The following is a 19,135-nucleotide window of genomic DNA, read 5'->3' as shown; positions in this document are numbered from 1 at the left end:
CATCGCCGGTTTTTCCGATCCCGCTACCGGCCCATGGCGATCGCGTCGTCGAGCAGACCCAGATCGGTGCCCGCGGTGGCGGCGATGCCGCGGACCACGTCGACGTCCTTACCGACGAACGCGCCCGCCATCTCGACGAAGGCGCCGACCGAACCGCGAGGCGCGATCATCGTCAGCACCCGGCTCGACGAGCTGCCGTGGGTCAGCGCCGTCAGCAGGTCCGGCTCCGCCACCCCGAGGTGGTCACCGAGCCGCACCGCCTCCCGCAGCAGCCCTATCTGCGCGGCGAACAGCGCGTTGTTCACCAGCTTCACGCACTGACCGGCACCCACCGGCCCGACGTGCAGCAGCGGGTCGCCGTAGGCCGACAACACCGGCGCCACCCGGTCCACCGCCTCGGCCGCGCCGCCGACGAACAACGTGAGGGCACCCGCGGCGACGTCGTGCGGCCCGCCGCTGATCGGTGCGTCGAGCACGTCGACCCCGTGCGCTGATGCGGCCGCGGCGATGCCGCGGGCGGTGTCCGGACTGCCGGTCGTGTGGATGACCAGTGTCGCGCCGGGAGCCATGGCCGGCAGCAGCCCACTGTCCAGGCAGACCTCGCGGACCTGCTCGTCGGTGAATACGCACACCACCACGAGGTCGGCGGCCGCCGCCGCGATTCCGGTGACCGGTGTGGCGCCGAGTTCTGCGATCGCGGAGGACTTTCCACCGCGGGCCGCCACCGACACCTCGTGCCCTGCGGCGACGAGGCGCCGCACCATCGGGGCGCCCATCCGTCCCGCCCCGATGAACCCGACGTGCGTCACCGGTGCCTTCTGCTCTTCGCGCAAGCGCTCATCGGCGGGGATGGTCCATGGAGTCCAGTGCCGTGTCGGCCGCCGTGAACACCGACCCCTCCGCTGCCGCGGCGGCGGCCGCGATGCTGGCGGCATGGCGCACGTCCTTGCGCAGCAGCGCACCCGCGATCGGCGCCAATCCCTCGACCGTGCCGCCGAACATCGCGATGCTGCCGAGCGCCTTGCTGGTGGCCGACCCGCCGTTGAGGACCTCGGCGAGGCGAACCCGGGGGATGCCCAGCGACTCGCCCAGGTCCAGCGTGCTCAGCGCGCTGCCCAGATTGGCGGTGAACAGCAGATTGTTGAGGATCTTGGTGACCTGACCGCTGCCCAGCGGGCCGAGGTGCACGATCGGGTCGGCGTAGGTGGCGAACACCGGGCGGCACCGCTCGACGACGGCCTCCTCCCCGCCGACCATGACCAGTAGTGTGCCCTGCTCCACCGCGGGGCCGCCGCCGCTGACCGGCGCATCGACCACCGAAACGCCCTGTGCCGACGCGGCTTCGGCGATCTCACGGCAAGTGTCGGGATGCACGGTGCTGTGAACCGCGACCACGCCGCCGGAGGCCAGCCCGGCCAGCACGCCGGTCTCGCCGTAGAGCACCTCGCGCACGTCATCGTCGCCGACCACACACAGGCACACCAGATCGCTCGCCGCGGCCAGCTCGGCCGGCGTGGCCGCCGTCTTCGCCGCGGTGTCGGCATACGGTTCGAGACTGGCCGGCCGGCGTGCCCACAGCGTCGTCTCGTAACCGCCCTCGACGATCCGCCGGGCCATCGGCCCGCCCTGGCTGCCCAGCCCGATGAAACCCACCCGCATCAGCGCACCTCCAGCTTCACATCGGCGTCGCGCGAGACGACGCACTCTTCGACGAACGACAACACGCCCAGGTGGTAGGCCGCCGCGGTGCGCCCGACACTGAGGTTGTGTCCGGCCGCGAGCTGTTCGGCGACGACGAATCGCGGCGCGGCACCGAACACGGCGGCGATCTGCTCGAGCGCCTCGTCGTCCGAGCACCACACCCGCTCGTGTTCGGCATGGGTGAAGCGCACCGGCACCCGCACCCGTCCGGCCAGGTCCGGGAAGTCGCGCGCCGGCCAGTCCCGGACCATCGCGGCCTCGTACGGTGCGCCGGTCGAGGAGTTCGTGATCCCGCCGAGCACCTCGGGCGGATACAGCTCGGCGGGCTCCCACAGCAGCCCACGCAGGCCCGGCGGACGCCGTGACGGACTGGCCGCCTGCAGGATGTCGAGCGCCGAATCCTGATAGCGCAGACCGGTTCCCGCCAGCTCCAGGCCCACCAGATCGGCACCCCGCCCGTCGGCCGCCATCCGCAGGGCCAGTTCACACCCGTTGGAGTGCGCGACGATGAACAGCCCCGCGCCGCGCGGCGACTCGCCGAGGATCTTGTCGACCGCGCCGTAGGCCAGCGCCACGCGCTGGTCGGGATCCTCCAGTGCTTCCGGGTACGGCGCCGAACTGCCGTAGCCGGGCCGGTCCAGCGCGATGACGGTGAACCCCGTCAACGCCGCCAGTCGCAGCAGGGACAGCCGGGGATGGCCGGGGCAGTCGAAGTACGCCGCCGTGCTCGCCCCGCCGTGTAGCGCGACGATCACGGCGCGGGGTTCGTCGGCGGTGGCGGCCAGACCGGACATCGGCACGCCGTCGACCAGCACCACCCGCGGTCGCGGAGCCGAACTCATGACTCCGCTCGCAACAGTAGGACCCCGCTGGGCGTGAGCCCCCCGCTGCTCACCACCGCGACGCGGGCGTCGGCGACCTGGCGTTCCCCGGCCTCGCCGCGCAACTGGCTGACGGCCTCGTGCACCAGACCCATGCCGTGGGTGCGGCCGTGCGAGAGCTGGCCGCCGTGCGTGTTGAGCGGCAGCGCGCCGTCGCGGGCGATGGCGCGCCCACCGTCGAGGAAGTCCTTCGCCTCGCCGATTCCGCAGAAACCCAGCGCCTCGATCCACGACAGGCAGTTGAAGGTGAAGCCGTCGTACAGCTCGGCGACATCGACGTCACTGGGCCGCAACGAGGTTCGCGTCCACAGGTGGGCCGACTGCCCGAGCACCTGCGGTTCGTGGGTGAGCGTGGTCTGATCCCAGTCGGTGCGTTCGACGATCTGCGTGCCGACCGCCTCGACGAACACCGGCGGCTTGGCCAGGTCGCGGGCGGCGTCGACGGCCGAGACGACGACAGCGACGGCGCCGTCACACGGCACGTCGCAGTCGTACAGTCCGAACGGCGTGGTGATCGGCCGCGCTGCCAGGTAGTCGTCCATCGTCATCGGGTCGCGGTAGATCGCCGTCGGATTCAACGCGGCGTTGGCGCGCTGATTGAGCGCGATCCAGCCCAGCGTCTCGCGCGTGGTGCCGTACCGGTGAAAATGCCGCTGCGCGTTGAGTGCCAGCGTGTGGGCGGCCGAGGTGGCCCCGAACGGCATCTGCCAACTGGTGGTCCGACCGCCGCCGGGCGGCGCCATCCGGCCCTCCTTGAGCAGCTGGCCGAACGTCGCCTCCCACAGCGTTCTGAAGCACAGCACGTGGCGTGCCATGCCGGTGGCGACCGCCATCATCGCGGCGATCACCGAGCCGCCGGGACCGAACGTGTCCATCCCGCCGTTGATCCACGTCGGCCGCAGTCCCAGCGCACCTTCCAGCGCAGTGACCCCGCCTTCGCCCATCCCCGCCACGTCGAGCCCCGGGTACGTCGACAACCCGTCGATGTCATCGAAGGTCAGACCCGCATCGGCGACGGCGGCCTCACACGCCTCGATGGTCAGCGACAGCGGCGCCACCATGAGCCGGCGACCGAGCCGCGAGGCGCCGATCCCGGTGATCGCCGAACGGTCCTCGAACTTCTCCCGGGTCAGCATCGGGCGGACGAACTCTCCGAAGCGATCCGGAGCGATCTCGTCGTCGGGCAGTGTCCGGCTGCCGTCACCGTCGGCCGCCGGCCGGAACAGGGGCAGCCAGACGTCATCAACCTGTTCGAACGCCACCTCGACCGGTTGGCCGAGTTGGAGGGTCGCCGGGTCGGCGTCGACGATGTTGGTGGTCAACCGCACCCGCGAATCCTCGGCGAGCGCCACCTGCGCCACCACGTACGGCGGAGGCAGGTCGGGAAAGCCGAACCGGTGGTTGACGGTGAACCCGGCCAGCGTGCCGCGCCCCGACACGGCACGGACGCCGAGCTTCTGGCTGCGGCAATACCGGCAGATCGGCTGCGGCGGATGAATGAGCGACCGGCATTCCTGGCATTCCTGGATGCGCAGTTCCCCGTCGGCGCCCGCGGTCCAGAAAAACTCGTTCTGCGCGGTGAGCTGTGGCAGGGGTCGTCCCGGAGTCGTCACGTCACATCCCCGGCATCATCTGCGGTTCTCGGCGCACGTCGGCGTGATCCGGGTCGTGGTCCGCGCCGTCGTCGCGTCCTTTCTCGTCTTTCGGCGGCGGTTGCAGCGGCCGGTCGGAACCCGAGTCGTCGTCGTGAGCCATTTCGATGATCGCGTGCACCGGACAGTCCAGCAGCGCGCGCCGGACGGCGGGTTCGTCGGCGGCGGGCACGGTGCCGTTGCCCACCAGTGAGGCGTAGCCCCAGTCGTCGAGGGAGAAGTACTCCGGGGCGTGTTTGGCGCAGATGCCGAACCCGTCACACATCGTGCGATCCAGGCGGATCTTCACGGCGTCATCACCGCCTCCACCTCGTAGGGCCGGGTCGCGTTGTAGACCTTCGATGCGCATGCGGTGCAGGCGTCGTCGAGATGGCGGGCCACCTCCTGCGGGAAGCTGCGCAGCAGGGTGGCGGCGACATTGGTGGCGGCATCGAGCGTGGCGCAGGCGCCGCGTCCACGCAGCACCACCGACCAGCGCTCCAGCCGCGTGACGTCCTCGGCGGTGGCGGCGCCGTCGCGCAGCGCGCCGGTCACCGCGGCCATCGCGGCGGTGCCGTTGAAGCACGAGCCACACTGTCCGGCGTTCTCCCGGTCGAAGTAGGCCATCACCGAGGCGGCGACCGCGATCGGGCATTCGTCGGTGATCAGCGCGATCGCCCCGCACCCGAGGCCGCTGCCGAGGCGGCGCATGGTCTCGTGGTCGAGCGTGGTGTCGAGTACCTCGGTGTTCATCAGTCCGGCGAAATAGCCGCCCATCAGCACACCGCGAAGCTCGTCTCTGGGTGTGCCGTAGAGGTCGAGCAGCTCGGGAAACGGTGTGCCGTGCGGTACCTCGTACAGTGCCGCCGGTCTGCCCCCGCCGGTGACGGTGGCCAGGAACGTGCCGGCGGAGGTGGACGTGCCCACCGAGCGGTAGGTCCGGGCGCCGTGCCGCAGCAGGAAGGGCAGGTTCGCCAGGGTCTCCACATTGGACACCGCCGTCGGCAGCGCCGCCACGCCGTGCTCGAAGGTGCGGGGCGGCTTGTCGGTCGGTTTCGGCGGCCCGCCGTTGATGACCCGCACCGCGGCCGACTCCTCGCCGGCGACGTAACCGGACCCGACCGTGACGACGGTGACCGCCGGTCCGTCGGTTCGATCGCCGGCCTCGGCCAGCGCGTCACGGGCGACCTGCGCGGCGCGCGGATCGGACAGGTAGAGGTAGGCCCGCTCGGCGGCGACGATGCGCGCCGCCAGCCGCAACCCGTCGAGGACGAGGTGCGGGCGGTGTCGGAGCAGCCATCGATCCTTGACCGACGCGGGCTCGCCCTCTTCGCCGTTGGCCACCACGATCGCTCCGCCGGCGCGCCGTCCGTTGTCCCGCACGGCGCGCAGTTTCACCGCCATCGGGAACGCCGCGCCGCCACGGCCCACCAGACCGGAGAGGTCGATCTGCTCGAGCAGCGCGTCGGGATCGGTGAGCTCTTGGTAGCCACCGCCCGCGAGGTAGTCGGCGAGACCCTCGGTGTTCAGGCTCAGATCGGTGCGCAGCAGACGGGGTTCGAGGCCGGGCCACGCCGCCACGGTGAGATCGACTGGCGCTGCGGTGGTTTTCATGGCTGCCTCTCCTCGCTGCCCGCGGATAGGGTGGCGGGCATGAGAACCGCGGTGGTGCGCATCGGTGTCGACCCGTCCGGCGAGCTCACCGCCGAACAACTGGCCGATGGGGCGACGACGTTGCGGATCCTCGCCCGCGACGCCGGCGCCGACGTGCTGGACAACAACCTCGCTGCGCTGCCGCCGCCGCGCCGCGAGGTGGAGGTCCTGATTGCCGGCGACGACGCCGGCGCGCTGACCCGTATCGCATCCGACCTGTGCGCGAAGGCGTTCGGCACCACTCCCACACCGGGCGTGGTGACGTTCATCAGCCGCGGCACCGACGACGACGCGCACGGCGTGCTGGCCGGCTTCGGCATCACCGGCGACATCGAACGCACCCCGGGCGACGAGGGCTGGGACATCGTCGAGGTGACGCTGACCCGGTCAGACCTCGAGCGGATCCCCGAGAGCCGTATCCACACCGCGCTCGAGGCGTCACTCAACTGCGAGGTCCGCATCGTGCTGAGGTGACGCGCAGGCATCAACGACCGGCCGAATCGCCGACCGAACCACCGAGGAAATCAAGGATCGGCGGGGCGGCCTGCACCCAGGTGTCGAACATGTTGAAACGCTTCACCTTCCCTTGCGCCCGCTTCTCGCTGGCGCGCTCCCAGGCGTCCTCGGGCCAGGGCGGATCGATCAGTGTCGAGCCCTTGATCAGACAGCTCACCTCCAGCGAGGTCCGCTTCGGGTGATCGAGGTCGTTCTCGCCGCCCCGGATGATCAGCGTCGGCACCGTGATGTTGTCGAACATCTCGTCCTCCACTCCGGGGATCGTCTGACCCGGCTTCGGGACGAACGCGTTGAGCCAGCGCAGCATCAACTTGAGGAATGCGTCGCCGTCCTGGGCCAGCAGCCGGTCCCGGTTGGCGGGATTCTCCTCGATGCGCTCGCGCCACTCCGCAATGCCGGCAACGCCTTTCATCCCGCTTCCGCGGACGGCCAGGATGCTGGGAATGATGTAATACGAGCCGAGCACGAACGATCCGTACACGCCGCCGACGATGTTCCACACGACGAGCTTGGTCACGATGTCGGGATACAGCATCGTCGTCAGCATGGAGTCGCGGGCGCCGCCGGACCCGCCGGCCAGGATGCACGGCCCGATGCCGAGCTCGGTGATCAGTCGGTGGAGCGTCTCGGCGCGCATGTGTGATTCGCTCTGCCCGTAGAACTGCACGTCGGACCTGCCGCAGTTCGGGCGGTCCCAGAGCAGCACCCGGTAGCCGCCCTTGGCCAGTGCCTGGGCCAGCGGCCGCAGACCCGGGATGTCCTTGCTGAACCGGCCACCCGGGGTCAGCGCGATGTAATCGCCTTCCGTACCGAGGATCTCGTAGACGACGTTGCCGCCGTTGATCTCGATCGACTTCTCGCCTCGCTTGAGCTTCGGTCCGGTGCGCTCGGTGGTGCTCATGCCATCACCAGCACATCGTTGCCGACCACGCGTACCGGATAGGTGCGGATGCTCCACTCCGGTTTGACCGCCGTCGTGCCGGTGGCCAGCTCGAAGCCCCACTGATGCCAGGGGCAGAAGATGTACTCCAGGTCGCGCACCATCACCGCGTCACCGGGCACGCTGGTGTCCACGATGTTGCGGCCGCGCGCCCGGCCCGAACACAGCGGACCACCCTCGTGCGGACAGTAGTTCGCGATGGCGTAGAAGATGCCGTTGACGTTGTAGACGCCGACGCCGTGGCGCCCGATCGGGACGAGTTTGTGCTTGCCGGGCGGGATCTCGTCGACGGTGGCGACGACGTGTTCACGCCCCTGTGCGAGCCGGGGCGGTCTCTGCGCTTCTGTCATCGGGTCAGAACACCCGAACCTGTCCCTCGAGAGCCGGCACGGTCTCGGGGAGGTGGTAGGTCTCGATGCCGTTGCGGAACATGATCGCCTCGCGGGCGTGCTCCGGTAGGTGCTTGACCAGCCAGCGCGGATCGTCGAACGTCCAGTGCGGGTAATCGCTCGAGAACAGCAGGATCTTCTCGCACTCCATCCACTCGAACGCCCGCGACAACTCGGTCTTGTCCTCGGGGTAGTCCAGCGGCTGGGTGGTGAACTTGATGTGGTCCTTGACGTATTCGCTGGGCTTGCGCTTGATGTCCAGCCACGACTTGCGCGCCTCGTAGAGGCGGTCCATCCGCCACATCAGCGGCAGGATCCAGGTGAACGCGTGCTCCACGAACACGATGCGCAGGTTCGGGTGCCGGTCGAACGTGCCGTCGAAGATCAGGCTCATCACCTGGTTCGCGGCCAGCAGCGAGTACGTGACCATGAAGTCGTGGTTGTAGCTCGGCCACCCGACCGGTGGCATCGGCAGCTCGTCGTAGTGGCTGCGCGACAGGTGGCAGCTGACGGTGATGTCGTGCTTGGTAGCCGCGGCCCAGATCGGGTCGTACTTGGGGTTACCCCAGGCCGGCCGCGGTTCGGCTTTGATCAGAATCTGCGCCATGTACGGGTGACCGGCCCAGCGTTCGATCTCGGCGACGCTCTCCTCCGGCGTCTCGATCGCCAGGCAGATGGAACCGCGCCAGCGCTCGTGCCAGTTGTTGTGGCTGTCCAGCCAGTGGTTGGCCTGCCAGTCGTTGAGCGCGCACGACATTGCGTGCTGTGCTTCGGGTATCCGCGCCGGATAGGCCGCCGGCTCCAGGATGGCGATGTCGGCGCCGGCCTCCATGATCAGCTGCTTGAACGCGAGGTCCGGATCGCTGCAGGCGAATTCGCCGTCCGGCGGGAAGGCGTCGATGCGCATCGCATAGGAGTGTGCGTAGTCGGGGGCGTCGTAGTAGATCTGGTCGCCCACCTTGTGCGTGCCGAAGTACCTGCTGCGCCACGGCTCGGGAATGTACTGGCCCAGTTCGCCGCTGCGGGGCGCCGGATGGACGTCGGAGTCGACGCACCGCACCGCGACGCGCTCGGCGGCCGGCTTACGTTCTGTGGCTGTGACCGTCATCGTGGTCTCCTCGCGTCTCGGACGAACCCTGATCTCACTGTGCGCCGACCTCGGCCCCGACGTCTATCCCGTAGAGCTCGGCGGCGTTGCGCCAGCACAGTTTGTCGCGCTGTTCGGTGCTGTAGGCGCCGGGCACCCTCAGCTCGTTGAGCTGCCAGTGGGGATAACTCGAGCCGAACATGACCATGTCGTCCTTGCCGGTGAATCCGGCCCACTCTCCGGCGAATTCGACATCGCCGGGCCCGTCGAGGAAGCCCTCGACGAAGAACACATGCCCCGGCAGGTAGTCACTGGGCATCCGGGGTGCCCACGGCGTCTGCTCGAGGTGCGGCCTGCCGAAGCAGTCCATCCGCCACATGAACGGTGTCAGCAGGTCGGCTGCCCCGTCGGCCCAGACGAACTTGAGCTCGGGCAGTCTTTCGAACACGCCCTCGGCGATCATGTTCATCAGGTGGTAGAGAAAGTTGAGCGCGGTGAATCCGACGAACTGCTCGTAGGTGCGGGTCACCCCGTTGGGCGTCGGAGGCAGCATGACACCTGAGCCGACCTCGAAGTGCACCGCCACCGGCAGGTTCGCGGCGACCGCGGCCTCCCACAGGGGCCAGAACTGTGGCTTGCCGTAGAGCTCGCGGGTCTGCAGTGGGATGCCGAGCTGCACGATGCGCGGGTGGTCCCGGTACCGCTCGATCTCCCGCAGGGCGCCGGTGATGTCGTCGGGGTTGACCCGCAACGTCCCGCGGAACCGCTCACCGAACTCCGGGTGGTCCAGCCAGCGCGTCACCATCATGTCGTTGTGCGCCGAGGCGATGGCGGTACCGAGGTGACGGTCGGGCATGATCCCCCGCGTCATGGGATGAAGGATCGCGACATCGACGCCCCGGCTGTCGAAGAGGTCCCGGGCCACCACCTCGGGGTCCGAGCCGGGATACTGCCCGTCCGGTCCCTCGGTTCCCTTGGCGTACTCACCGCCCGGCGCGCCGTACCAGTCCATTTCGTAATCCGGGAACCCGCGGCTGCGGAACGGCTCGCGCAGGAAGGTTTTGCGCAGGTCCTTGTTGGACTTGGCGAAGATGTGGACGCTGGCATCGATCAGCGGCGTCTGCGTCCCGTCGGGATGTGTTGTGGCCAAATCGTCCTCCGATGTTCGTCCGGGCGTCGCCGTGCGCGGACGTCTGCGACCGTGCGCGCGACGCCGGACTCTTCCCCAAGTGTAAATCGAAGTTCTTCAATCGCAAGAACCGAGTTCTCGTCGTGGTGGTGTTCATCGTGGCTGGTGAGAGTGTCTGCTGGTCAGTCGCGCAGCGTCGCGCTCACGAAACCGGACAAGTCGGTATCGAGAACGCATAGGCCGGTTGTGAGAATGCTATTCTCGTGCGGACGTGACACCTCAGGAGGCGCCGGATGCTACTCGAGTTCGATGCCGACCAGCGGCTGTGGCAGGAGACCGTGCGCGACGCGGTCACCAAACAGTGCCCCGCCTCGCTGGTCCGCGAGATCGCAGAGAACGGCGTCGATCCGGCGCCGTTGTGGAAGAGCTACGTCGATGCGGGATGGACCGAACTCACCGACGCCGAGAACGCGGTTGAACTGGCGATCGTGCTCGAGGAGATGGGGCGGGCCACCGATCCCACCCCGTTCCTGGCCACGATGACGCAGTACGCGCCGCTGGCAGGTGACCGCTTCGATCCGCAGCACGCCGGCGCCGCGGTCTACGACGGCGTCACCGCCCACCGCAGCGCCGACGGATGGGTGCTCGACGGCGCGGCGCGTTTCGTCCTGGACGCCGACCGGGCGGACCGGCTGGCGGTGGTCACCGACGCCGGGGTGTTCGTCGTCGACGCATCAGTGGCGGTCACCCGGCGCAGTCCGGTTTTCGACCCCGTGCTGCATGTCGCCGAGGTGTCGTTCGCCGGGGTGCGGGTCGACGACGGCGACCGGGTGCACACCGACGCCGAGCGGGCCCGCCACCTCGCCCTCACCGGTATCGCGATTACCACGGTGGGCGCCTGCCAGCGGATCCTCGACCTGGCGCTCGACCACGTGAAGCAACGCCAGCAGTTCGGGGTGCCGATCGGGTCTTTCCAGGCCGTTCAGCACAAGGCCGTCGACATGCACGTCGCGATCGAACGGGCCCGCGCGCTCGGGTATTTCGCGGCGTTGACCATCGCCGCCGACGACCCCCGCCGGCGGCTGGCGGCGGCGATGGCCAAAGCCGCGGCGGGGGAGTGCCAGTCGGTGGTGTTCCGGCACGGCCTGCAGCTGTTCGGGGCCATGGGCTTCACATGGGAGAACGATCTGCAGTTCGCGCTCAAGCGCGCCAAGGCCGGTGAATTGCTGCTCGGTGGGGCGGCCGAACACCGCGCGCTGATCGCGGCCGAGTACAGGAGTTCCGGTGCAGCTGGCTTTTGATCCCGACGTCGAGGCGTTCCGCGCCGAGTTCGCGGCCTTTCTCGACGAACATCTGCCGCCGGAGAGCGCCACGCTGGAGCGGCCGCGGTCGGTGAGCCACATGCCGCAGTGGGCGCGCGACTGGCAGCGGCTGCTGTTCGACAACGGCTGGCTGCTGCCCGCCCAGCCACCGGAGTTCGGCGGCCGCAACGCCACGGTCATTCAGCAGTTCGTGCACCTCGACGAACTGTGCCGGCGCCGCATCTACCACAGCTTCAATCCGCAGGGCGTGAACATCGTTGCGGCGTCGCTCATCACGTTCGGCAGCGATGAGCAGAAGACCCGGTGGGCGGTGCCGGTGCTGCGCGGTGAGCTCACCGCATCGCTGGGCATGAGTGAACCCAGCGCAGGGTCCGATCTCGCGTCGCTGCGCACCCGAGCGGTACTCGAGGGCGATGAATTCGTGGTCAATGGCCAGAAGGTGTGGACCTCGGGCGCGCATGACGCCGATTACCTACTGGCGTTCGTGCGCACCGATCCCGACGCCCCCAAGCACCGGGGGATCAGCGCGCTGATCATCCCCACCGACACGCCCGGCGTGGTGTGCCGGCCGTTCGCCGATCTGTGCGGGGAGGGCAATAAAGACTTCAACGAGGTCTTCTTCACCGATGCGCGAGTGCCGGCGGAGAACCTGGTCGGGCCCCTCAATCAGGGGTGGAAGGTGGCCAACGGCTCACTCGGGCACGAGCGCACGATGATGTGGCTGGGCTTCGCGGACCGTATCGACAATCTGATCGCGGATTTCCGCCCGCAGACCGAGATCGAGCGCGACCGGTTCGCCTCGATCGTGATGGACTATCAGGCGCTGCGGGCCATGGGGTCCGCGGCGCTGGCCAGGGCCGCGCGCGGGGAGATGGACACCGCCTCGGTGTCGGTACTGAAACTGTTCGGCTCGGAGGCCGAGATGCGGGCGGCCGATGCGACGTTGACGGCCGCCGGCGCCTCCGGCCTCGCGCATCCCTCGACCACGGGGCGCTACGCGCACATGAACCTCGACCACTATTTCGCGAGTTGGTTCGAGCGCTACGCCCGCAGCTTCTCCGGCACGATCGCCGGGGGGACGTCGGAGATCCAGCGCAACATCATCGCCACGCAGGTGCTGGGGTTGCCGCGCGGCTGACGGATCAGCCGCGCGGCCACCGCTTCTAGTAGTTGTTGCAGGTGTTGGCGACGTTGGAGATCGGCCCGAAGTACTGCTGGGCGGTGGGGTTGCCCTGGAGGAACGCCACCGTGGCCTGTCGCTGCTGCGGGGACGCCGCCAGGAAGTTCCGCACCGCCTGCTGCCCGCTGCGCTGCGAAGCGAACTGGGCGGCCAGGTCCGGGTGCTGGTCGTTGAGCGCCGCGATCACCTGGTCATAGGTGCAGGTGGTGTTGATGATCGGGCCCAGGTCGGGCTGCGCCGAGGCGACGCCCGTGGAGAGCGGGATCGCGACGGCCAGGCCGCCCAGAGTGACGGCCAGTGTGGTGCGCGACAGCTTCATGTGGAATCCACCCATTTCTCGATCGGTTGTCGAACGCGTCAACCGGACGGCGGTCACGCCCCCCGATGATCAGTACATCGACATTAACAGTCCGACCGTTACCATTTCTTCCGTCGAGCAAACCTCAGTCGAACGGATGAGGTGCCGGGTGCACCCGAAGGTTCAGTCGATGACAGCCGGCTCCTTGCGCTCGGTGATCGGCCGGGCGAGTCCCTGCTCGTCGCAGATGCGCTGGAGCTTCTCGAGCGTCTCGTCCAGGCCCGGGCCCAGCCGTCGGCCCGGGGTGAAGGACGCGGGCAGGTGGCGCATCCCCTGGATGACGCCGATGGTGTCGTAGTGGACGGTGCCGTCGGGATCGCACCGGTAATCCGGCATCCGGTCCAGCACCGCGGTCAGCATCGACTTGAACACGGTGCGCGCGACATTGGATCCGACGCAGCGGTGCACCCCGATGCCGAAGCTGAAGTGGCGGTTGCCTTTCCGATCCAGCACCACCTCGTTGGGCCTGGTGAACACCGACGGGTCGCGGTTGGCCATGGCCCACGACAGCCAGAGCCGTTCATACTTCTTGAACCTCTGTCCGTCGACCTCCACGTCGTCGGCGAAGGTACGGCCGTCGCCGGGCGCGGGGGTGAAGTAGCGCAGGAACTCCTCGGTGGCGGGGTGCAGCAGCGTGGCGCGCTCCCGGCTGAGCCGGTCACGCTCGTCGGGATGTTCGCCGAGCCACTCCAGGGCGTGCGCCGTCAGCGCCGTGGTGGTGTCGAAACCACCGCCGATGATGAGGCCGAGATTGCCGAGGATCTCCATGTCCGGCGCCGGCCGGCCGTCGATGCGCAACTGGACCAGCGCGTTGACCAGACCCGGCCGGGGGCGCTCCCGGATCTCCATCATGTTGGTGATGAGGTCGATGCCCATCTCACGGTGCTGCTCGTTGATCTTCTCCCGCTCGGGGGAGTGCTCAGGGGTGTAGACCGACGCGTGGGTGGGCTCGCTGTAGACGTTCCACTTGTTGAGCTCGATGCCCATCATCGCCAGCGTGAACACCGCGGGAACAACGTTGGCCAGGTCCTCGACGAAGTCGATGTGGCCGGTCTCGATGTGCTCGTCGAGCGCGGCCCGGGTGATCTCGTCGACGAACGGTTCCCAGCGTTTGATCGCCGCAGGAGAGAGATAGGGGTTGAGCGCGCCGCGGTAGGCGCTGTGCTCGGGCTCGTCCATCTCGAGGATGCCGCCGCGCACCACGGTCGCGCGGCTGGCCTTCGGGATCGTGATGCCCTGAAACGGTGTCTCGCCGCTGATGTCGTGGTGATTGGACACGGCCGGGCAGCGCGCCAATTCGAACACGTGCCTGCTGTCGGCGGCGACCCAGTGCCCGCCGTAGGAGTCGGTCCACGCCATCGGGCACGTGGTCTGCATCTCCTCGGTGATCGTCTCGAACCGCAGCCGGTACTCCGGTGTGTGCCGGTCGAAGTGGTAGCGGTTCTTCTTGCGATCGCTGTCGGCAACGGTGTCGTCGACGGTCACGGTGTTCGCTCCTGGGTCGGGCTGATCGACACTCATTCGTCGATCGAGATGGCCTGCTCGGGGCAGGAGGACACGGCTTCGCGGACGGCGTCCCGCTGCTCGTCGGGCACGACCTCGTTGACGGGTGAGGCCGTGCCGTCGATGTCGCTCAGCTCGAAGGAGTCCGGCGCGATCATCGAGCACAACGTGTGCCCCTGGCACCGGTCCGGATCCACCCTTACCTTCACAGCTCTCCTCGAACTCGTTGTGGCGCAGCGTGAACGACGGATCTCAGACGTGGTAGTCGTACCACTTGAGGTAACCACCCGCGTCGACGCGCAACTGCATGCCGGTGACATAGCGCGCCTCGTCGGAGGCCAGCCACAGGACCGCGTTGCTGATGTCCTCGGGTTCGATGAACGGCACCCGCATCGCCTGCTGGATCCCGAAAACCGGTTCGGCGTCGGCCCGGGTCGGGTTCTCGAGGTCCGGGCGGAAGGAGCGGTACATCGGTTCGCTCTGCAGCATGTCGGTGTTGCAGTTGGTGGGGTGCACGACGTTGGCGCGGATGCCGCGCACGGCGAGTTCGGTGGCGAGGTCGTGGACGTACTCCGACAGCATGCGCTTGGCGGTCATGTAGGACTTGCCACCCGGGTCCGCGCCGGGGTTGTCCTTCTTGGAGGCGTCCATCATCGCCGCGGTCGACCCGGTGGCGATGATCGACGCGCCTTCTCGCAGGTGCGGCAGCGCCACCTGGATCGCGTTGATCGTGCCCACGAGGTTGGTGTTGATCACGTCGCACCACGCCTGCAGGGGCGGCTGGCCTTTCATGCCGGCGATCCCGGCCTGTGCGACGACGATGTCGACCTTGCCCAGTTCGGCGATCCCGCGCTCGAGCGCCTCCTTGAGCTGGGCGGCGTCGCGCACGTCCGCCTGGGCGGTCACCGCCTTGCGTCCGGTCTTCTCGACGTACTGCGCGGTCTCCTCGAGGTCCTCGGGCGTCGCCATCGCATACCCGATGCTGTCGATGTCGCGACAGATGTCGACGGCGATGATGTCGGCGCCTTCCTCAGCCAGCCGGACGGCATGGCTGCGGCCCTGCCCCCGCGCCGCGCCGGTGATGAAAGCGACCTTGCCTTCTACGCGTCCCATGTGCGGTGTGTCCTCTCGTCGTATTTGGTCAGGTGTTCCGGCCGCCGTTGACGCCCAGCAGCTGGCCGGTGATGTAGCCGGCTTCCTCGGAGACGAGGAAGGCGCACGCCGCGGCGATGTCCTCGGGCCGGCCCATGCGACGAACCGGGGTGGCCTCGATGTTGCGGTCGATGTCGCCGAGGTGGCCGCGGTCGGCCGCGGCCCGCAACATCGGCGTGTCGATGAAGCCGGGCGGGACGGCGTTCACCGTGATCCCGGTGGGCCCGTACTCGAGGGCCAGCGACTTGGTCAGCCCGTTGACCGCTGACTTGGCCGCCACGTAGGGCGTCATGTACGGCGCGCCGGAATGGGTGCTCGACGAGGAGATGTTGACGATGCGACCCCACCCGGCCTCGACCATGTCCGGCAGCGCCGCCTGGATGGTGTGGAAGACGCCGTTGAGGTTCACGTCGATGACCTTCTGCCAGCGGTCGAACGAGATGTCGGAGAACCGTTTGAAGCAGTCGAGGCCGGCGGCGTTCACCAGCACGGTGACCGGCCCGAGTTGAGCGCGGATCGCGGTGAAGGCGGCGTCCACCGCGGCCCGGTCGGTCACGTCGGCCGTGTGGGCGAAGTCGTCGTCGGAGGGGTTGTTCGAGGGTTTCAGGTCGATGGTGGCGACATGCAGGCCGTCGGCGCGCAGCCGCTGTGCGATCGCCAGGCCGATGCCGGAGCCGCCACCGGTCACCACCGCGTTCTTCACCGTGCGCCACCCGACGTGTCGACCGGCGGCTCCATGGTCGTCAGCTGCATCAAGAATCCACCTTCCTAATTATGAGAACGATAATCTCGGTTCTTGCAATTCTGCAAGATATCGTCCGGAGCGGCTTACCGTCCTCCTAGGCTGCGAACCGATGCACCACCGCCATGACGAGCGGGTCTCGATCTCATTGAGTTCTCTGTCAGCGGATGTATGATTCGCCACTAATGAGAATGCAATTTCCGTCACACGGAGGAGCATGATGGCAACGACGCCCACGGCCACCGGCACGCCGGCCACCGAGGACAACGCCGGAAGTGGTGTCACCGCAGACCGGCGCCTGTTGATCGACGGCCGGCTCGTGGATACCGATCGGGTGTTTCCTTCGGTGAACCCGGCCACCGGCGAGGTACTCGGGCACGCGCCCGACGCGACCGTCGCCGACGCGCACGCCGCCGTCGCGGCGGCGCGGCGGGCGTTCGACACCACGGACTGGGCGACGAACACCCAGTTGCGGATGCGCTGCCTCGATCAGCTGCACCGGGCGCTCGTCGACCATCGTGACGAACTGGCCGCGCTCACCATCGCGGAGGTCGGCGCCACCGAGGCGCTCTGCCAGGGCGCCCAGCTCGACCAGCCCATCGGGATCGTGCGCTATTACGCCGACCTGCTCGCGGACTATCCGATGACCCAGGACCTCGGCACCATCGAGTCCCGCGGAATGCAGCACCACCGGTGGGTGGAGAAGGAAGCCGCGGGCGTCGTCGCGGCGATCATCGCCTACAACTATCCGAACCAGCTGGCACTGGCCAAGCTCGCGCCCGCGCTCGCCGCGGGGTGCACCGTGGTGCTCAAGAGTGCCCCCGACACACCGCTGATCACCCTGGCGCTCGGGGAGCTGATCGTCAACCACACCGACATCCCCGCCGGCGTGGTCAACATCCTGTCCGGGGCCGATCCGGAGGTCGGCGCCGTGCTCACCACCAGCCCCGACGTCGACATGGTCACCTTCACCGGGTCCACCCCGACCGGCCGGCGCATCATGGCCGCGGCCAGCGAGACCCTCAAGAAGGTCTTCCTGGAACTGGGCGGCAAGTCCGCGGCGATCGTGCTCGACGACGCCGACTTCAGCATGGCCGCGCTGTTCTCGGCGTTCTCTATGGTCACCCACGCCGGGCAGGGCTGCGCGCTGACCTCACGGTTGCTGGTGCCGGCCGCGCATCGCGACGAGATCGTCGAGATGATCAAGAACAACTTCGGGCTGGTGCGCTTCGGAAATCCAGTCGATCCGTCCGTTTACATGGGTCCGCTGATCAGTGAGAAGCAGCGCGACAAGGTCGACGGCATGGTGAAGCGGGCCGTCGAGGCCGGCGCCACCCTGGTCACCGGCGGGGAGAAGGTCGACCCCGGCTACTTCTACACCCCGACCCTGCTCGCCGACGTCGATCCCGACAGTGAGATCGCGCAGGAGGAGGTGTTCGGCCCCGTCTTGGTGGTGATCTCCTACACCGACGACGACGATGCGGTGCGCATCGCCAACAACTCGATCTACGGACTGTCCGGCGCGGTGTTCGGCAGCGAGGAACGCGCGCTCGCGGTGGCCCGCCGGATCCGCACCGGCACCTTTTCGATCAACGGCGGCAACTACTTCAGCGCGGACACGCCGTTCGGCGGGTACAAGCAGTCCGGCATCGGCCGGGAGATGGGCACCGCGGGTCTGGAGGAATTCCTCGAGACCAAGACGTTCGCCCGCGTGTTGTCGGCGGCCAACGCATGAGCCGGCCGCTGGAGGGGGTGCGCATCCTCGAGGTCGCGATGTACGGGTTCGTCCCGTCGTGCGGTGCCGTGCTCGGCGAATGGGGCGCCGACGTGATCAAGGTGGAGCACGCGGTCACCGGCGATCCGCAGCGCGGTCTGCGGCAGACCGGTCCGCTGCGCGTCGAGGGGGACCCGAACCCCAACATCGAGCATGCCAACCGCGGCAAACGCAGCATCGGGCTGGACATGTCGGTGCCCGAGGGGCGCGAGGTGCTGCTGGAACTGGCCCGCCGTGCCGACGTGTTCCTCACCAGCTTCCTGCCCGGCCACCGGCAGAAGTTCGGCATCGACGTCGACGACATCCGCGCGGTGAACCCCTCGATCATCTACGCGCGCGGCAGCGCGCTCGGTCCGCGCGGCGAGGAGGCGGTGAAGGGCGGATACGACATGACCGCCTTCTGGTGCCGGGCCGGTACGGCGGCGACCATCACCCCGCCGGGCATCGACGGCATGATCGGCCCGCCGGGCCCCGCCTACGGTGACACCATCTCCGGGACCAACCTGGCCGGCGGCATCGCCGCGGCGCTGTTCCGGCGCGAGCGCACCGGCGAGCCCTCGGTGGTGGACGTGTCGTTGCTGGGCAGCGGGCTGTGGTCGATGGGCCACACCGTGGCCCTGACCCAGCACCTCAACCAGCTCATGGTCACCCCACCGCCCGGCGTGCACGGGTCGCCGATCAATCCGCTGGTCGGCGTCTACCCGACCGCCGACGACCGCTACATCTCGTTCGTGATGATGCAGCCCACCAAGTTCTGGGCCGATGTCTGCCGGCACATGGACCTCGAGGACTACGCCGAGGACCCGCGGTTCGCCACCGCCGAGTCGTTCGCCGAGCACACCCCGGCCGCGGTGGAACTCCTCACCGAGGCGATGAAAAAGCGCCCGCTCCCGGAGTGGAGCGAGCGTTTCGCCACCCTGGCCGGACCGTGGGCACCCGTCCAGGACACGCTGCAGGCCGGACAGGATGCGCAGATCCGCGCGAACGAGTACCTCGTGCAGGCCGGCGAGCTCGAACTCGTCGCCAACCCGGTGCAGTTCGACGTGGCCGCCCCGCGGACCGGGCCCGCACCCGGATTCGCCGAGCAGACCGACGACATCCTCGTCGAGCTGGGTCTGGACTGGGACCGCATCATCGAGCTCAAGACGGCCGGCGCCGTCACCTGAGGCTGGAGTCC

At 68.5% G+C, this 19,135-nt stretch carries 20 protein-coding genes; 5 read left to right on the top strand and 15 right to left on the bottom strand.

The genetic code is table 11. The annotated features are described in order from the left end of the window. Positions 1-23: 23 nt before the first annotated feature. Genes E4P42_RS07725 through E4P42_RS07700 form a run of 6 tightly spaced genes read right to left on the bottom strand, consistent with a single transcriptional unit; the run spans position 24 to position 5,827 of the window. Positions 24-809, bottom strand: a complete 786-nt coding sequence (locus E4P42_RS07725) for an NAD(P)-dependent oxidoreductase (RefSeq protein ID WP_135124696.1) — start codon at positions 807-809, stop codon at positions 24-26. Between the two features lie 28 nt (positions 810-837). Next, a complete protein-coding gene (locus E4P42_RS07720) occupies positions 838-1,659 on the bottom strand; it encodes an NAD(P)-dependent oxidoreductase (RefSeq protein WP_135124694.1) in 822 nt (273 codons plus the stop codon). Further along, the gene (locus E4P42_RS07715) at positions 1,659-2,543 is read right to left on the bottom strand and encodes an alpha/beta fold hydrolase (RefSeq protein ID WP_135124692.1); all 885 of its coding nucleotides are present in this window, start codon (positions 2,541-2,543) and stop codon (positions 1,659-1,661) included. The genes E4P42_RS07720 and E4P42_RS07715 overlap by 1 nt, the downstream gene beginning before the upstream one ends. Continuing rightward, positions 2,540-4,195, bottom strand: a complete 1,656-nt coding sequence (locus E4P42_RS07710) for an OB-fold domain-containing protein (protein ID WP_135124690.1) — start codon at positions 4,193-4,195, stop codon at positions 2,540-2,542. Before E4P42_RS07710 ends, E4P42_RS07715 begins: the two co-directional genes overlap by 4 nt. 1 nt (position 4,196) lies before the next feature. Beyond that, positions 4,197-4,499, bottom strand: a complete 303-nt coding sequence (locus tag E4P42_RS07705) for a ferredoxin (RefSeq protein ID WP_371286998.1) — start codon at positions 4,497-4,499, stop codon at positions 4,197-4,199. 20 nt (positions 4,500-4,519) lie between these two features. Further along, positions 4,520-5,827 carry an NADH-ubiquinone oxidoreductase-F iron-sulfur binding region domain-containing protein gene (locus E4P42_RS07700; RefSeq protein WP_135124686.1) on the bottom strand — a complete coding sequence of 436 codons (1,308 nt, stop codon included), beginning with the start codon at positions 5,825-5,827 and terminating at the stop codon, positions 4,520-4,522. 39 nt (positions 5,828-5,866) lie between these two features. On the opposite strand from E4P42_RS07700, the gene E4P42_RS07695 reads away from it, so the two are divergent. Then, positions 5,867-6,340, top strand: coding sequence for a hypothetical protein (locus tag E4P42_RS07695; RefSeq protein WP_135124684.1), 474 nt, complete (start codon positions 5,867-5,869; stop codon positions 6,338-6,340). A 10-nt stretch (positions 6,341-6,350) separates the two neighbouring features. Here the strand turns inward: E4P42_RS07695 and E4P42_RS07690 are convergent, their stop codons facing one another. The 4 genes from E4P42_RS07690 to E4P42_RS07675 are packed head-to-tail and all read right to left on the bottom strand — an operon-like array spanning position 6,351 to position 9,948. Further along, positions 6,351-7,283, bottom strand: coding sequence for an alpha/beta fold hydrolase (locus E4P42_RS07690; protein WP_135124682.1), 933 nt, complete (start codon positions 7,281-7,283; stop codon positions 6,351-6,353). Further along, complete coding sequence (locus E4P42_RS07685; protein WP_135124680.1) at positions 7,280-7,672, bottom strand: Rieske (2Fe-2S) protein; 393 nt, start codon at positions 7,670-7,672, stop codon at positions 7,280-7,282. Before E4P42_RS07685 ends, E4P42_RS07690 begins: the two co-directional genes overlap by 4 nt. 4 nt (positions 7,673-7,676) lie before the next feature. After that, positions 7,677-8,819, bottom strand: coding sequence for an amidohydrolase family protein (locus tag E4P42_RS07680; protein ID WP_135124678.1), 1,143 nt, complete (start codon positions 8,817-8,819; stop codon positions 7,677-7,679). 34 nt (positions 8,820-8,853) lie between these two features. Then, on the bottom strand, positions 8,854-9,948 hold the full coding sequence (locus E4P42_RS07675) for an amidohydrolase family protein (protein ID WP_135124676.1): 1,095 nt from the start codon (positions 9,946-9,948) through the stop codon (positions 8,854-8,856). Between the two features lie 272 nt (positions 9,949-10,220). On the opposite strand from E4P42_RS07675, the gene E4P42_RS07670 reads away from it, so the two are divergent. Then, positions 10,221-11,228: an acyl-CoA dehydrogenase family protein gene (locus E4P42_RS07670; RefSeq protein ID WP_135124674.1), complete on the top strand. Its 1,008-nt coding sequence runs from the start codon at positions 10,221-10,223 to the stop codon at positions 11,226-11,228. After that, entirely contained in the window at positions 11,212-12,387 is a 1,176-nt protein-coding gene (locus E4P42_RS07665) for an acyl-CoA dehydrogenase family protein (protein ID WP_135124672.1), read from the top strand. Before E4P42_RS07670 ends, E4P42_RS07665 begins: the two co-directional genes overlap by 17 nt. A 25-nt stretch (positions 12,388-12,412) precedes the next feature. On the opposite strand, the gene E4P42_RS07660 is transcribed toward E4P42_RS07665, so the two are convergent. The 5 genes from E4P42_RS07660 to E4P42_RS07640 all read right to left on the bottom strand — a co-directional run bounded on the left by E4P42_RS07660 (position 12,413) and on the right by E4P42_RS07640 (position 16,145). Beyond that, complete coding sequence (locus E4P42_RS07660) at positions 12,413-12,748, bottom strand: hemophore-related protein (protein WP_135124670.1); 336 nt, start codon at positions 12,746-12,748, stop codon at positions 12,413-12,415. A 162-nt stretch (positions 12,749-12,910) separates the two neighbouring features. After that, positions 12,911-14,308 (bottom strand): cytochrome P450, encoded by a 1,398-nt coding sequence (locus tag E4P42_RS07655; RefSeq protein WP_371286995.1) that lies wholly within the window; start codon positions 14,306-14,308, stop codon positions 12,911-12,913. Continuing rightward, positions 14,305-14,499: a ferredoxin gene (locus E4P42_RS07650; protein WP_135124668.1), complete on the bottom strand. Its 195-nt coding sequence runs from the start codon at positions 14,497-14,499 to the stop codon at positions 14,305-14,307. The genes E4P42_RS07655 and E4P42_RS07650 overlap by 4 nt, the downstream gene beginning before the upstream one ends. A 43-nt stretch (positions 14,500-14,542) precedes the next feature. Continuing rightward, on the bottom strand, positions 14,543-15,403 hold the full coding sequence (locus tag E4P42_RS07645; protein ID WP_135124666.1) for a mycofactocin-coupled SDR family oxidoreductase: 861 nt from the start codon (positions 15,401-15,403) through the stop codon (positions 14,543-14,545). Between the two features lie 28 nt (positions 15,404-15,431). Then, the gene (locus E4P42_RS07640) at positions 15,432-16,145 is read right to left on the bottom strand and encodes an SDR family NAD(P)-dependent oxidoreductase (protein WP_135124664.1); all 714 of its coding nucleotides are present in this window, start codon (positions 16,143-16,145) and stop codon (positions 15,432-15,434) included. A 259-nt stretch (positions 16,146-16,404) separates the two neighbouring features. Here E4P42_RS07640 and E4P42_RS07635 point away from each other — a divergent pair, with 259 nt between their 5' ends. After that, positions 16,405-17,919, top strand: coding sequence for an aldehyde dehydrogenase family protein (locus E4P42_RS07635; RefSeq protein ID WP_135124662.1), 1,515 nt, complete (start codon positions 16,405-16,407; stop codon positions 17,917-17,919). Further along, positions 17,916-19,124 carry a CaiB/BaiF CoA-transferase family protein gene (locus E4P42_RS07630; protein ID WP_135124660.1) on the top strand — a complete coding sequence of 403 codons (1,209 nt, stop codon included), beginning with the start codon at positions 17,916-17,918 and terminating at the stop codon, positions 19,122-19,124. Before E4P42_RS07635 ends, E4P42_RS07630 begins: the two co-directional genes overlap by 4 nt. Positions 19,125-19,135 lie beyond the last annotated feature (11 nt).

This window comes from Mycobacterium sp. PS03-16 (assembly GCF_004570325.1).
Taxonomy (GTDB): Bacteria; Actinomycetota; Actinomycetes; order Mycobacteriales; family Mycobacteriaceae; genus Mycobacterium.
The sequence above is the reverse complement of the archived record's forward strand: the minus strand, read 5'-3'. Positions and strand labels throughout refer to the sequence as shown.

What these genes read in the sequence shown, in the direction of transcription:
- E4P42_RS07720 (WP_135124694.1), bottom strand. Translation starts at nt 1,659, where the DNA reads ATGCGGGTGGGTTTCATCGGGCTGGGCAGCCAGGGCGGGCCGATGGCC.
- E4P42_RS07715 (WP_135124692.1), bottom strand. Translation starts at nt 2,543, where the DNA reads ATGAGTTCGGCTCCGCGACCGCGGGTGGTGCTGGTCGACGGCGTGCCG.
- E4P42_RS07705 (WP_371286998.1), bottom strand. Translation starts at nt 4,499, where the DNA reads ATGTGTGACGGGTTCGGCATCTGCGCCAAACACGCCCCGGAGTACTTC.
- E4P42_RS07700 (WP_135124686.1), bottom strand. Translation starts at nt 5,827, where the DNA reads ATGAAAACCACCGCAGCGCCAGTCGATCTCACCGTGGCGGCGTGGCCC.
- E4P42_RS07695 (WP_135124684.1), top strand. Translation starts at nt 5,867, where the DNA reads ATGAGAACCGCGGTGGTGCGCATCGGTGTCGACCCGTCCGGCGAGCTC.
- E4P42_RS07690 (WP_135124682.1), bottom strand. Translation starts at nt 7,283, where the DNA reads ATGAGCACCACCGAGCGCACCGGACCGAAGCTCAAGCGAGGCGAGAAG.
- E4P42_RS07685 (WP_135124680.1), bottom strand. Translation starts at nt 7,672, where the DNA reads ATGACAGAAGCGCAGAGACCGCCCCGGCTCGCACAGGGGCGTGAACAC.
- E4P42_RS07680 (WP_135124678.1), bottom strand. Translation starts at nt 8,819, where the DNA reads ATGACGGTCACAGCCACAGAACGTAAGCCGGCCGCCGAGCGCGTCGCG.
- E4P42_RS07670 (WP_135124674.1), top strand. Translation starts at nt 10,221, where the DNA reads ATGCTACTCGAGTTCGATGCCGACCAGCGGCTGTGGCAGGAGACCGTG.
- E4P42_RS07660 (WP_135124670.1), bottom strand. Translation starts at nt 12,748, where the DNA reads ATGAAGCTGTCGCGCACCACACTGGCCGTCACTCTGGGCGGCCTGGCC.
- E4P42_RS07655 (WP_371286995.1), bottom strand. Translation starts at nt 14,308, where the DNA reads ATGAGTGTCGATCAGCCCGACCCAGGAGCGAACACCGTGACCGTCGAC.
- E4P42_RS07645 (WP_135124666.1), bottom strand. Translation starts at nt 15,403, where the DNA reads ATGGGACGCGTAGAAGGCAAGGTCGCTTTCATCACCGGCGCGGCGCGG.
- E4P42_RS07635 (WP_135124662.1), top strand. Translation starts at nt 16,405, where the DNA reads ATGGCAACGACGCCCACGGCCACCGGCACGCCGGCCACCGAGGACAAC.
- E4P42_RS07630 (WP_135124660.1), top strand. Translation starts at nt 17,916, where the DNA reads ATGAGCCGGCCGCTGGAGGGGGTGCGCATCCTCGAGGTCGCGATGTAC.